We start from the raw sequence: 13,161 nt of genomic DNA, 5'->3' as shown, positions 1-13,161 counted from the left end.
ATCTGTATGAGAAAAACTGTCACCACTGCGACCGAGATAGCCATGCTGGTTTACTGGCTTTTGGCCGGAGCCCTTACTTTGGATCTGATTACAATTGACCCATCCTTGATGTACTCAGACTACCAGAACCCCCTCGTTGTGGCGTGGAATTGGTCGTTCTTTCCAATTGATGTTGCATTCGCAATCATAGGCTTGGCTGCGCGATTGGGCGTCGCACAGGGAGTTCGCAAGTTCAAACTTGAAGTCACCGCGGCAGTCCTAATGCTTTGTGCAGGACTTATGGCTGTGTCATTCTGGACGATAACTGGCGATTTTGATGCAACTTGGTGGACTATGAATGTTTGGCTGATCATTTTGGGTGCGGCCAACCTGATCTGCGCGCGTCCAGGTATCATCGAGGCAACCTAGGTTTCGAGACGTCAGATCGCGAAAAATGTCTAGAGCTCTAAGCTCGATCAACCTTTGGAACGCACCAGCTTATCTCCCAAACACCTCACCAAAGGTCTTCTTCAGCGCCACATCGACGTCGTCCATCGTGACCGGCAAGCCCAGATTTACCAGTGACGTCACCCCGTGTTCGGTGATGCCGCAAGGTATAATCCCGCTGAAATGCTCCAGATCGGGTTCGACATTGATTGAAATGCCGTGAAAGCTGACCCACTTGCGCAACCGAATGCCGATGGCGGCGACCTTGTCTTCGGGCTTTTCTCCGGTGACGGTCAATGGCTTGTCGTCGCGCTGGATCCACACCCCAACTCGTCCGCAGCGAATTTCTCCGCGCAAGTTAAACTGGTCGAGTGTCGCGATCACCCATTCTTCAAGCTGATTCACAAACTTGCGCACGTCATGGCCGCGCTTGCCCACATCCAGCATGACGTAGGCCACACGCTGACCGGGCCCGTGATAGGTATACTGCCCACCGCGTTTGCTGGGGTAGACCGGAAAGCGATCGGGATCGGTGAGGTCTTCGATCTTGGCGCTGGTGCCGGCCGTGTAAAGCGGCGGATGTTCGACCAGCCAGATGCATTCCTCGGCCTCGCCATTGGCAATGGCGGCGGCGCGCGCCTCCATAAAGGCAACGGCCTCGTCATAGTCCAACAGGCCTTCGTGAACGATCCATTCCACCATGTTGCATCTCCGGTGTGTCGGTTGGCACAGATGTGTCGGTCAGGGCAGGGGAAGTCAATGGCCGGGCGTGCCGCGTTTGTGCGGTTCAAGAGGAAGACGGCCGGCCCCAGACCCGCCGTTTGGAGAGTGTCATGAGGGTTGCACCCACCACTAATCCGCACAGGACCCATTTGGAAACCGTCTCCATCGTGCCTTCGATTTGCAGGGCATGTACGACGCTGCCGATGACGGCCGCCGCCACCAACAGGCTGTGCGCTCGCCGCCAGTTTTGCGGGCGAAGCATTATCCGACGGCGCAGGGCCGCCAGACTTGCCGCGGCAAAAACCGCCCACATGGCAATGGCTCCCCAAAAAGAAAACGGCGTGGGTGAGCGGAACAGCAAGACGTCGATGACGTCAGGCGGGCTGGTGATCCACAGGCCAACAACATGGGCCATCACCAACGCCACCAGACCGCCGCCAACCCATCGATGTACCCTTCGTCCTTGAGGCCCGCGAAAACCGGGCAACTGGCCGCCCATCAGCAAAGGCTGCAGCAATAGCAATCCCATGGCCACGATCCCGGCAAACCCGGCGGCAATGTAAATGGGTCGGCGCCATGCCAGCAGCGGGCTTTGCGTTGCCGCATAGAGTGGCACGACGAGGGCGAGGGCAAGCACGCCCCAGATCAGAAGTGCGCGTAGGCGATCCGATGCGATCACGGTCAGACTGGCTGCAACACAAAGTGCGCCTCAAGCCGGGTGTCGCTGGACCGCGACATCAGGGGCCTCAGGAACACGGTTTTGAAATCGCCACTGTCATAGGCCAGATGCCCATGCGCCTGCCCAAAGGCCGGGACGATCTGCGGCATCTCGAGGCGAAAGACGCCGTTCTTGTCGGTCAGCGTGGCGCCATGGCTGCGCTGGTCGCGCTCGTGGCCTTCGGTGGTGTGAGCCCAGATCTGAATGCGTTGGTTGGCCAGCGGTGCCCCGTCGCCTGCGCGCCGTACCGTGCCGGACATCCAGAAACCGCCACCGCCAATGCGTTTCACGATTGGCGCGTTCGGCAGGTAATTGTTTGCCCCACCACGCATGGATTTGGTCGGCTTCAGACTCTGGGCCTGCGCTGGACCGATCGCTCCTGTGCCGCCCAACATTGCGGCGGAGGATCCCGCGAGAATAACTGCGCGGCGGGTGAATGTCGCAGAGGGCATGGGTGTCTCTCCCTGTGAGGATCGCCGAAACTTCTGAAGGCTACGATAGCACGATTGTCGGGATTTCCGAGACCGGGGAGGCCATGTCAGCGCGATGCAGCCTCAAAACTTTGTGAGGCGCCGGATTTGTGGGCTGGTGCTTGGCGAAGGCCAAAGCGTTAAGCCCCGGTAAACACATTCGCTTTCTCCATTTTGTGAAAAACGGTATTTTGCCCTCATTTGTTTTGTACAAATTGGCCAAGCCCATGCGATTTCCCGCTTGGCAAGGCTTAGGCGACTCGCTATAGACCGCCTCACCAAGCTATAGGCGTGCGGCCGTGGCGGAATTGGTAGACGCGCAGCGTTGAGGTCGCTGTGGGGTAACACCCGTGGAAGTTCGAGTCTTCTCGGCCGCACCAGACTTGAAGGGAAGCCCTCATATAAAACAAAGACTTAGACTGCTCAAAGGGGTGTCATGTCTACCAAATATCTACCGCACGCCTCTTTTGCCGGTGGAGGGTTGATCTCACAACAATAATGTTTATTGATGTTAGAAGATGTTGTGCAAACCCGCCGTCGGCGGGCATATGGACAAAAGATTGACGGGTCACGGCGGGTCGCACCGCACCAGGAACCCACGCACGGTCGCGGCTGCGACATCAACGGTTAAGGTTAAGTTGAACGGCAGAAGCCCTGCGGCGGGTGAAGAAGCTAGGCTGGTGAAGGAGCCAGTCAGACGCATCATCCTCTGAACAGAGGAGCCTCGACCGATGGCTTTACCTAAACTATTGACGACCGAAGAGGCCGCAGCACGGCTCGGCGTCCACATCCACACTCTTTACCGCTGGCGCAAAGCCGGCAAAGGCCCCGAGTTTGTACGCTTCGGGCCAAATGTCGTTCGCTACCCCGAGGACACGCTCCTCAAACCTGTAGCCGCCTAATTCTTCAACATTTCTCCACTGGATCGAGATGTTGAAACCCCCAGCCATTTCTGACCGAGGGACTGCAATATCCACAAATCCACTTGGAGGCAGACATAAGGGAAAATCCTATGTCCTACTCTGTATCTATTACTCTTCAAGGCCCTGACTACTGCAAGGGTGCCGAAAACCCCGATCTGATGAGGCCGGCCAAACGCTGGAGGTCGCGCGACGTCGACGCGATCCGCTTCTCTGAGCACGTTGGCGAGATCAGCAATATGCGCGAGGCGGCGTCATGAAGGACATCAGCACCCGCGAGTTCCTCGCTGGTCTGTATCCTGATCCTGTGGGTCACGTTATCGTGGCCCGCACGGTCGGGACAGCGAAGAGCCAGAGCTACCCCGTCACCAAGTGGCACCCACGCGCCACAGCGCCCTACACACACGCCTGTGTGGCCATGCTGGGCGATAAACTGAACGAGAACGGCAACCCGTTCCGAAGCCCCGTCAACGTCCGCTCTCTGGGCGTGATCGCGCTGGATGATGTCGGCACCAAGGCGCGGCGGCCACTGCTACCTGCGTCCGCCATCATCGAGACCAGCCCCGGCAACAGCACCTACATCTACAAGCTGGATAAGCCGTGCCAAGACTTGGACCTGTTCGCCACCATCATGGCGTCGCTCGGGTCCGCCGAGTACTGCGATCCGAACTGCCTCGATCTGGTTCGGCTCTACCGCCTGCCGGGGTCCAAACCATTGGGCAAGAAACACGCCGCCGAGCTGCTGTTCTTCGATCCGGCGCTGACCTACGAGGCGGAGACCTTCCTAGACCAAATGGGGGTCGCAGAGGCGATCTATGACCGCGCTGTGAGGGGGTACAAGCCCACGCCTGCCGCACCCGGTGTCGCGGTCGAGGATTACGTCTTCGATTGGCTACAGGATCGCGGCATGTTGCTGAAAGAGATGTCCGGCGGTTGGCATCAGATCGAGTGTCCGTGGCATCACGAGCATACCGATCAGTCGCGGCGAGATGGCACCCGCTACAAGCCCGCAGACGAGACCGACATCAAGCGGCACTTCAACTGCTGGCACACCCACGGGCACGACACCAACGACCTGCTGGATTGGGTCGAGACGCAGGGCGGCCCTGACGTGCGGACCCGCACCCTAGACATGCTCGTCAAGGCGGGCATCCCACCAAATGAGAACCCGCCCAACCTGAGTTGGGAAGGCCACGAAATCAGACAGGCGCGGCTGCTGGCCGAGCGCCGGGGGAAGAAAAAATGAGCGACGAACTGGAACAACAAAATATGGTCGAAGAACTGGGGCTGCAAGAGCGCCTCGTCTGGTATGCCCCCAAGGGCGGGGTGTACGACCTTGAGGGTGGAGATCATCTTCCGCTCTGCACTGTTGCGGGTATGAAGGGCCAACTGACCCGCTTCGACCACGTACGATACCGGGGGCAGGAGCAGGTCCGCACGTCACCCGTGACCACATGGCTGCGGGGCAACCCCCGCGCAACAATGAAACCGCCGATCCTAGACCCGCGCCTGCCCGTTGGCTTCAGTTCCGAAACGGGCGCTGACTACGGGTTCATCAACACCTACAAACCGTACCAGCCCGAAGGCGCGGGCGATCCCGCCGACGCGGAGCATTTCGTCACTCTGGTGCGCCATGTCGCGCCCGAGGATTGGGAGTACGCACTGGATTGGATGGCGTACAAGCTGCAACACCCAGAGGCACGTATGGTCGCGCTAGTGTCCTATACGCCGATCTTTGGTACGGGGCGGGGGTCGCTGTTCGATATCTTCGGCAAAGTCCTCGGACATCACATGCCGATGGATGCGGCCAGCCTCTTCGGGTCCAACGCCAAACAGTTCAACACGCACCTCGCCAATGCGCTGCTGATCTCTGTCGGCGAGATAGACGAGAACAGCGACTACGTGGCGCGGCAGACGATCTACAACAAGCTGAAAGAACTCGTCGATCCAGACAAGCGGGTCGAGACCATCGAACCCAAGGGCGTGGATAAGTACAGCGCGGACATCTTCACCAGCTTCATGCTCGCCACCAACCTTGGGGGTGCGCTGCCATTAGAGCCGGGGGATCGGCGCTTCTCGGTGCTGTCGGGCAGCACGGTCGGTTTGCGTGTCGCACACCCCGAGATCATGGGCTGGTTGGCAGACGCCCGAGAGGGCCAACGCCTCGACGCGATCTTCCATTTCCTGAAAGACCGCGAGGTGTCGCAGTTCAATGCGTCCATGCCACTAGAGAACGCCGCAAAGGACGCGCTGACCCAAGACGCCAAAGACCCTCTGGACGACGCCATCGAAGAGACCGTCGAAGACTTAAACGCGGGCGGCATCGTCACCGTCGCGGCTGTCTGCGAGGTTCTGAAACAGCACGGCGGGCCGAACTACAAATTGGCGATGAGCTACGGCACAAAACTGACCTACATCGTGCGGTCTTGGGTCAACAACCACACCCGCCAAGCGCCGCACTGCGATGGGCGTGGGCGGATGCGAGTAAGGGGCGATAGACATCAGCCACGCATCCTTCTTGATCGCCCCCAGATAGGGTATCGCCCCAGCCTCACGGAAGTCGAAGAGGCGGTAAAACATCTCCTAGACAACGTCGAACGTCTGAAGCTGCGCCAGAAAACGCGCCCGTTTGGCGTCAAAGCGGTTTGATCGCCCCAAAATGCGGTATTGCCCCGGGATCACCCGCCCCGCAGAATGTTCCTATTTTGCGGGGTTTTTCACTAGGGCTAGGGTCGTGGGGCGATAGCTCTCAATACCTAATACAAAAAAATATCTACTCACTACGCTACGCACGTATGTGCATTTAGCTGGCTGGATGAAAAGTTATCGCCCCACGCCCCAGTGCCCCCAGAAATGCTCCGCCACGCTGAGAAGCGATACGTTAAGTATATGACATATTTAATAAAATTCTTTTTGACTAGAGTGAAGTCAGCTAAGTTGAGGTCATGCTGAGTGTTCGTCCGCAATGATATGAAGGTCGACTGAATTGAGGTCGGGGGCGTGGATTAGACGCACAGACCATGCCCTCGCGCATGTAGAGGGCTGACGCGCTGCTAACAGGGGCGAAACAGGGGGTGAAATATGCGGTTCAAGAAAGGCCAGTCGGGCAATCCACATGGACGGCCAGCCATGCCCAAAGAGGTTCGAGATGCCATTCAGGCCAACGGTGAAATCGCCGTGCGAAGAATGAGCGACCTGCTCAATGATGATGCGGCCTGGGGGGCAGACGGATGGCTCAAGCCCGTCGTGCAAATCAAATTGCTGGCGATCGCCCACGAACGCGCTTTCGGGCGGGCAGGGGCTGTGTCGCTCAATCAGCAAATTGTGGTGGCTAAGCCAAGGAGCGATGTTGGGGGTAGGACTTCAAGGCAAGTGCGCCAGTTCGCTGCACTTATTCCTAAACAATAACGAGGTGGGTGGCGTGTTCGTCCGCGGCTCCGCGCACGCGTCACTAAGGGCGGAAAGCCGTCCTTCGCTGCGTGGTGCACCAAGGTCAGCTATGCGGACTTTGCTGCCGTTCAGTTAAAGTGGGGCAATTACTGCTTCCGGCTCAAAACCGACATTCATTTCGTTTACCGGTGCCGTAGCGCAGCCTTTGAAATTCTGTAGGTGAAAACTTTCTTTCACGCCTTCTGCAGTGTGAAAAATGGTCAATTCTTAAACACCGGCACTTCAGCGAAAACGAGCAGCTTACAGCCTGAACGCAACTGCCGAAATTACTTTCGATTGTAAAAACAGAAGCAATCCTCTATGTGTCCCTTACAAGGGATAGTCGTTTTCATCTGTTCAGGTGTTTTGCCTGCCGAGACCAAGTTGCTTCCCTCCATCATGAAAATTCAGCGTCTTAGCCCTTTTTGGGGGCCAAGCGTATTGGAAGGCTGCCGATGTCATCGAGCACGACCGCGTCCTTTGTGACGTTTATTTACCCGTTTGTGATTGGCGGGCACAAAGATGAACTACCTGCAGGCAATTACGAAGTTTTTGCTGAAGATGATGTTCTGGAGGGGAGTAGTTTTACGGCATCCCGAAGGATTGCAACGCACCTCTTAGTTCTTGGACGGAATGGCGACCCTGAGCTTCTCAAAGTAGATCATCGCGATCTTGAGACCGCTCTGATGCAGGACCAACTGAGTTCAATCAATCAAAAAAACAGTGAGGCGGCGCTTTCTCCGTCAAAGGATCAAAAATGAACTTACCTGAATGGACTAAACCCGCCGTATACGGCGTAGTTGTCGGCGCTATTGCCGCGACTTTCCTCGGCTTTTCTTGGGGCGGGTGGACAACCGGCGGTACCGCCACAAAAATGGCAAAAACCTTTGCCAACGAAGAAGTTACCAAAGCTATGGTGCCTATGTGTCTGGATATGGCTGCTACCGATCCTGATCGGATCGGGAAACTGGCAACAATTCGAGAGGCCACTGGATATACCCGTCGCAAGGCGGTCATGGAAGCTGGTTGGGCAACACCTCCCGGAGCTGAGAAGCCAAACTCTGATCTTGCGGTTGCCTGTATTGAGGGGCTGGATTTGGATGCGTCCTAGAGCCATTCTTCATCTGAGGCGTGCTGCACTTTCAGCGCGCCTTACAATACCAAAGCACTTTGGCACAGCGTCCTGGATTTCGGTTTGGGCATTAACAGTTTGCCTGTCGTTTCTTGTGATCAGCCCAGTACTTGCGCAATCATCTACTGGCGTCTTGCCAGACAACGCGCACGCCAAGTCCTACGGAAGTGGGTGGGAATGTGACTTTGCTTTTCGACCCCACGAAAACACATGCGTGGCCATTGTTGTGCCAGACAACGCATACTTAACCTATCGATCTTATGGAGAAGGATGGAGTTGCATTCATGGCTTCCGGAGAACTCGAGAGTCTTCCTGCGTGAAGGTTGTGGTGCCTGAAGGTGGTTATTTGGCTCCATCGGGTGAACGATGGCATTGTCTGCGAGAGTATCAGAGAATTGATGATGAGTGCCAAAAAATCATTGTGCCAGACAACGCATACCTGAACGCATCCGGCTCGGGAAAACGATGGGTTTGCGAACGTGGTTTCCTTCGCAATGACGGAAAATGCGAGGCAGTGGTTATTCCACAAAACGCATACCTTAGCGCCGCAAGTTATGGACCTGGATGGAAGTGTGAGCGTGGCTTTTCAGTTTCAAATGGCGGATGTGAAGCCATTGAATTGCCCGAAAATGCTCACCTCGACCGATCGGGTAGTGGATGGGAATGTCACAGGAATTTCCAGAAATCCAAAGGTCTGTGCGTCTTGAAAAACTAGGCCTGCAAAACTTCGGTTTTGCTCTCACGACTCCAAAAGCCTGCCTGCTTGTTTGCCCGGTGGACAAGCTCGGTGCGTTAGCTATGCAAAGGATTAACTATGGAACATGAAATTGAAGCAGCGCCCACCACTTTGGGGAATGCCAAGGGTAAACAAACACCTTTCTGCAATCTGGTCGCTTCAGCGGCTATCACACCTAAGCTACACATCTCTAAAGCACCCACTGCGATTGTGTATTGCGAAGGGAATTTTTCAAAGATTGACGGCAAAACGGCAAATGGACTTGTCCGGCATTCGCAGGCCTACCGCATCGTTTCGGTGGTCGATAGCGAATATGGCGGGTCAGATAGCGGCCAGATTTTGGACGGTATCATCAACAATGTGCCCATATTTCCGACCCTCGAAGCTGCGGTCATTCATGAGCCAGCGATTCCCAATACGATGATCTACGGAATGGCGCCGTCCACTGGCAAGTTGTCCCAGACGGACCGGGATGTCGTTTTGGATGCCATTGCCCTTGGCATGAACATTGTCAGCGGGTTACATGAATATCTGAGTGATGACACTGAAATTGCAATGTTTGCCAAGTCTAAGGGCGTCACCATCCGCGACATTCGCAAACCAAAACTCAGCAAAGACATGCGCCTTTTTGACGGTAGTGTTGCGGATGTCCATGCGGTTCGAATTGCCGTTCTTGGCACCGATTGCGCAATAGGTAAACGGACAACTGCAACCGTTCTTGCACATGCTTTGAATGCTCTGAACATCAAAACCGTTCTTGTTGGCACCGGTCAGACAGGGCTGATGCAGGGCGCAATATATGGTGTGGCAATGGACGCGGTTCCGCCTCAGTTTTGTTGTGGTGAGTTGGAGGGCGCCATCGTCGCAGCATCTGACGGTGAACAACCGGATGTTATCTTGATTGAAGGCCAAGGGGCCCTTAGCCATCCGGCTTTTTGCACGTCGGCATTCATTTTGCGCGGCAGCCAACCCGACGCGGTCATCCTTCAACACGCTCCAGAGCGCGTACATCGGTGCGACTTTCCCGATATGCCCATGCCTGACCCTGCAACTGAGATTGCCCTAATAGAATCCTTTGCCGATACCAAGGTGATCGGCCTAACGATCAATCACGAGGGCATGTCAGAGGCTGCGATCACAACAGCTATCACGGCATACAGTCAAAGACTTGAATTGCCTGTCACCGATGCTCTTGTGTGTCCAACTGAGCATTTGGTCCAGTTCGTTCTATCTGCATTTCCAGAACTGCATCAAAAGCCAGAGGTGGCTGCAGAATGAATGCACCCCGCATCGAAGTTGATCTGGCCAAGATACGCCACAACACGCAAAGCCTTGTAAAGCGTCTAGAGCCTCTCGGTATTGCTGTTTTGGGTGTAACAAAAGCCGTTTGCGGGAATGCTGCCATCGCTCAGGCGATGATTGATGGGGGGGTTTTGGGCCTCGCAGATGCGCGGATCAGCAATGTTGGTAAGCTGCGTAAATCGGGCATCAAGGCACCGATCACGTTGATCCGCACGCCGATGCTAAGCCAAGTGGAACAGGTCGTCTCGATTTGTGAAGTCAGCTGCAATACCGAATTGTCCGTCATAGCTGGCCTTTCTGCAGCAGCCGTCCGAACACAAAAAACCCACGGGGTCATTCTGATGGTCGAAATGGGCGATATGCGCGAAGGGATTTCTCCAGATCATCTTGGCGTGATTGCGAAAGAAGTTGACGGGATGCCGGGTGTTTCACTCAAGGGGATCGGAGCCAATTTTGCTTGTCTTGGCGGTCCTGTACCCGATGCAACACAAATGGCCAAATTGTCTAAGCTTGCGATGTCAATTGACCGTAGACGCGAAGCGCCTCTGGAAATTGTTTCGGGTGGGAACTCTGCTAACTTGCCTTGGGCGATGGGCCAAAGTCACATAGGACGCATCAATGAACTGCGGTTGGGTGAGGCCATTCTTTTGGGCGTAAACCCAGTATCAGGCAAGCAAATTTCCGGCCTTTATACAGATGCGTTTGTTCTTATCGCTGAGGTTATCGAAACCAAAACAAACCCAGCTTCTGTGGCAGACAGAAGTCCTTGTTTTGGTGCTAGACATCTCGTTGCACAAAACTCTCCGAACGCGCGTTCCATCCTTGCTCTTGGGGTTCAGGATACGGATCTCAGCGGATTGACAATGCCTGTGCGTATCCGGTTTGTCGGCGCGACAAGCGACCATACCATAATAACGAACCCAAAATCTTACTTGCATGTTGGAAACGAGGTGAAATTTTACATGAACTACGGTGCACTGATGCGGGCAATGGCCGCGCCCAACATCGCCATAAGGTTGCTTGGAGACGCGCCACTGTTGAAGTCGATTTCCACGAAGCACAGCCGCTCATCTTTAACGTTGGTGTAAGGCTGCCCTTCCTTTGAGGGGCACATTTTTTCTTTTTGACAAAACTCGCGCCACTACTCTGCCCAAGGATCCAGCTATGACCAAATCAGACCATAACTCAGAAAAAGTTCACTACATTTGCCAGACATATGTAGAACACAAGCCCGAGCGTGATGGGCAAACGAGCCTGAAAATCAATAAGCAATTTGAATACACCTCGGCTTCAGACGCACAAAACAGAGCGGAAAGAGAAGTTCAGTCCGAAGATTGCGTGGGGGCCGATGCCTATATTGTTCGCGAGGATCAGAACAGTGGCGAAGTTGGAATGCCAAGCTTCCTTGTAAGGCTCGGCATTGTCCCAGAGTTTGATGACTTCTAAAGTTTCGAATTGGCCTCGCGTCAACCCGCAATCTGCAACTCGAACGCGACATTGCGTCAGTCAGACATTTTTTTGTTTCCTGTAGACTGAACCGCTCGGCATGGTTTCTTTCACAACTCTGGTAATTTGGAGCAGAAAATCGGCCAGTGGCACTAGTGCAACGAAAACTAGCTTTTACCCCGACGGTTGCCCCACTACCTTCTTGCAAAGAATGTCAGCAATCCGCCCCTATTTCCCGTTCGTGCTGATTGCGGCATTTGTTAGTCTGGGCTCAAAGCAGACCTACGCTGCGTGAATTACCAACGGCTGCTTTGGGCCGGAAACCGCCACCATTAAAGATGAAGGCGCACAGGCATTCTTCACATGGGAAATCCGATATTGTTGTCAGAGAAGTCAAAGTCATTGCATTTGCCTTCACCGTGTCTCAATCTCAAACATTTTCGTCTCAACCCCAAAATCACGCCGCTGCAGGTTCCCCTAAATTCAATGACAGAAGGCGGCCACTACGGGACGCCACGTCAGAAAAGGTTGGAACCATGACACACACACGCACAAACAAAGTTCTCGCAACATTCGTCGCAACCCTCACAGCATTGAGCCTCGTGGCTGTGCCCGCCAATGCCGGTAACCACGTCGCCAAGCAAGCCGCCAAGGGTGCAGTTGTTGGTGCCGTCGCCGCCGAAGCGACTGGTGGCGACGCCGCCCAAGGCGCGGCCACGGGGGCAGCTGTTGGTGCCGTAGTTGGCGCCGTTCAAAGAAACGACTTTGAGGACCACCACAATTATCACAACAACAATGGCCACAAAAACGGCCATGCCAAAGGTCACCGCAAGCACCGCTAAGCCTGGGCAAACCTGCTACAACCGGATTGGTTAATCCCTTCCAACCGACACCAGATTTCTCTGGTGCTCTGCTTCAAACCCGATGAGCTTTGCGCTTGTCGGGTTTGTTGCTTGTAAGGAGCGCCGCTCCTGACCTTCGACGTAAATGGTTCTACTGGTCGGAGTTTGCCATGCGCATCGCGCAAAAACAGACGATCTGATCCGTCACATCAGAGTACACCCTGCCGTGACTGCTCTCTGTTACACAATATGAGTATCATCAGGGCCTCTTGAAGTTAGATGTTACGATAGTCATATTAACTCTAGACCTAAGTGTTACATTGGAGTTTTGGTTTGGCACTTGTCGGCTATCGCAGAGTATCGTCTTACGATCAAAAACTAGATCGACAGGACTTGGGAAATGTTGACCAACTCTTTGAAGAAAAAGAGAGCGGGTCGGATCGGACGCGTCCGGCACTGCGTGAAATGCTCACGTACGTCAGAGCTGGCGATGAGGTTTTGGTTTGGTCAATCGATCGCCTCGCTCGTGACTTTCGAGATTTGCAGGACATCGTCACTCAGATCACCGACAAAGGGGCAGGGGTCAAGTTCCTTTCCGAAGGCTTGGCCTTTCGCCCCGATGGAGACGACCCTTTCGCAAAGCTTCAACTTCACATGATGGGGGCGTTCGCAGAGTTTGAACTTGCCCTCATTCGTAAGCGGCAAGCCGATGGTATAGCCAAAGCCCGGCAGAAGGGTGTCTACAAGGGTGGTAAGCGTCGAATTGATCGGGAGAAAGTCGTAGCTCTGCGCACCGAAGGTCTTGGCCCAAGTGCTATCGCTGAGCAGATGGGAGTGAGCCGGATGTCCATTTACCGAATATTGAGTGAACCAACCGCTGGTTAGATCAGGACCGGACTGTTTCCAGGCGGAAAAAATGTGTGCTCCGAGGCCCCGCCCTCTAAGAATTGGGGGAGCAGGTGGAGCTGGGCTAATCCACGCCAAAATTTTTTCAACTATTTTTCCTTGGAAACGGGG

The 13,161-nt window shown here is 54.9% G+C and carries 16 protein-coding genes and 1 tRNA gene; 14 read left to right on the top strand and 3 right to left on the bottom strand.

All coding sequences use genetic code 11. From position 1 onward, the window contains the following. Nucleotides 1-6 precede the first annotated feature (6 nt). A complete protein-coding gene (locus Q0932_RS12965; RefSeq protein ID WP_299353617.1) occupies nt 7-408 on the top strand; it encodes a DUF5360 family protein in 402 nt (133 codons plus the stop codon). Between the two features lie 69 nt (nt 409-477). Here the strand turns inward: Q0932_RS12965 and lipB are convergent, their stop codons facing one another. The 3 genes from lipB to Q0932_RS12950 form a co-directional block, all read right to left on the bottom strand. After that, nucleotides 478-1,128 (bottom strand): lipoyl(octanoyl) transferase LipB, encoded by a 651-nt coding sequence (lipB, locus tag Q0932_RS12960; protein WP_299353614.1) that lies wholly within the window; start codon nt 1,126-1,128, stop codon nt 478-480. A gap of 85 nt (nt 1,129-1,213) precedes the next feature. Further along, nucleotides 1,214-1,828, bottom strand: coding sequence for a ferric reductase-like transmembrane domain-containing protein (locus tag Q0932_RS12955; RefSeq protein ID WP_299353611.1), 615 nt, complete (start codon nt 1,826-1,828; stop codon nt 1,214-1,216). Nucleotides 1,829-1,830: 2 nt separating this feature from the next. After that, on the bottom strand, nt 1,831-2,319 hold the full coding sequence (locus Q0932_RS12950) for a twin-arginine translocation pathway signal (protein WP_299353608.1): 489 nt from the start codon (nt 2,317-2,319) through the stop codon (nt 1,831-1,833). A 311-nt stretch (nt 2,320-2,630) separates the two neighbouring features. Between Q0932_RS12950 and Q0932_RS12945 the strand changes: the two genes are divergently transcribed. From Q0932_RS12945 to Q0932_RS12885, 13 genes are all read left to right on the top strand, one after another. Continuing rightward, a tRNA-Leu gene (locus Q0932_RS12945) sits at nt 2,631-2,717 on the top strand. A gap of 351 nt (nt 2,718-3,068) precedes the next feature. Then, nucleotides 3,069-3,239, top strand: a complete 171-nt coding sequence (locus Q0932_RS12940) for a helix-turn-helix domain-containing protein (protein WP_299353605.1) — start codon at nt 3,069-3,071, stop codon at nt 3,237-3,239. 110 nt (nt 3,240-3,349) lie between these two features. Continuing rightward, nucleotides 3,350-3,517 carry a hypothetical protein gene (locus tag Q0932_RS12935; protein WP_299353602.1) on the top strand — a complete coding sequence of 56 codons (168 nt, stop codon included), beginning with the start codon at nt 3,350-3,352 and terminating at the stop codon, nt 3,515-3,517. After that, nucleotides 3,514-4,503, top strand: coding sequence for a hypothetical protein (locus tag Q0932_RS12930; RefSeq protein ID WP_299353599.1), 990 nt, complete (start codon nt 3,514-3,516; stop codon nt 4,501-4,503). Before Q0932_RS12935 ends, Q0932_RS12930 begins: the two co-directional genes overlap by 4 nt. Beyond that, nucleotides 4,500-5,906: a primase-helicase family protein gene (locus Q0932_RS12925; RefSeq protein WP_299353597.1), complete on the top strand. Its 1,407-nt coding sequence runs from the start codon at nt 4,500-4,502 to the stop codon at nt 5,904-5,906. Before Q0932_RS12930 ends, Q0932_RS12925 begins: the two co-directional genes overlap by 4 nt. 432 nt (nt 5,907-6,338) lie before the next feature. Next, entirely contained in the window at nt 6,339-6,665 is a 327-nt protein-coding gene (locus Q0932_RS12920) for a DUF5681 domain-containing protein (protein WP_299353594.1), read from the top strand. Between the two features lie 476 nt (nt 6,666-7,141). Beyond that, nucleotides 7,142-7,447: a hypothetical protein gene (locus Q0932_RS12915; protein WP_299353592.1), complete on the top strand. Its 306-nt coding sequence runs from the start codon at nt 7,142-7,144 to the stop codon at nt 7,445-7,447. Then, a complete protein-coding gene (locus Q0932_RS12910; protein WP_299353589.1) occupies nt 7,444-7,797 on the top strand; it encodes a hypothetical protein in 354 nt (117 codons plus the stop codon). The genes Q0932_RS12915 and Q0932_RS12910 overlap by 4 nt, the downstream gene beginning before the upstream one ends. An 835-nt stretch (nt 7,798-8,632) precedes the next feature. Continuing rightward, on the top strand, nt 8,633-9,832 hold the full coding sequence (locus tag Q0932_RS12905; protein ID WP_299353586.1) for a DUF1611 domain-containing protein: 1,200 nt from the start codon (nt 8,633-8,635) through the stop codon (nt 9,830-9,832). Beyond that, the gene (locus Q0932_RS12900) at nt 9,829-10,944 is read left to right on the top strand and encodes an alanine/ornithine racemase family PLP-dependent enzyme (protein ID WP_299353583.1); all 1,116 of its coding nucleotides are present in this window, start codon (nt 9,829-9,831) and stop codon (nt 10,942-10,944) included. The genes Q0932_RS12905 and Q0932_RS12900 overlap by 4 nt, the downstream gene beginning before the upstream one ends. Nucleotides 10,945-11,020: 76 nt before the next feature. Then, nucleotides 11,021-11,302: a hypothetical protein gene (locus Q0932_RS12895; RefSeq protein ID WP_299353580.1), complete on the top strand. Its 282-nt coding sequence runs from the start codon at nt 11,021-11,023 to the stop codon at nt 11,300-11,302. A 536-nt stretch (nt 11,303-11,838) separates the two neighbouring features. Continuing rightward, complete coding sequence (locus Q0932_RS12890) at nt 11,839-12,144, top strand: glycine zipper domain-containing protein (RefSeq protein ID WP_299353577.1); 306 nt, start codon at nt 11,839-11,841, stop codon at nt 12,142-12,144. Between the two features lie 333 nt (nt 12,145-12,477). Next, nucleotides 12,478-13,029, top strand: coding sequence for a recombinase family protein (locus Q0932_RS12885; protein WP_299353574.1), 552 nt, complete (start codon nt 12,478-12,480; stop codon nt 13,027-13,029). The last annotated feature ends 132 nt before the right edge of the window (nt 13,030-13,161 follow it).

Source organism: uncultured Shimia sp. (assembly GCF_947498095.1).
Classification (GTDB): domain Bacteria; phylum Pseudomonadota; class Alphaproteobacteria; order Rhodobacterales; family Rhodobacteraceae; genus Shimia.
Note: the sequence above shows the minus strand (reverse complement) of the source record. Positions and strands in the feature narration are given on the sequence as shown.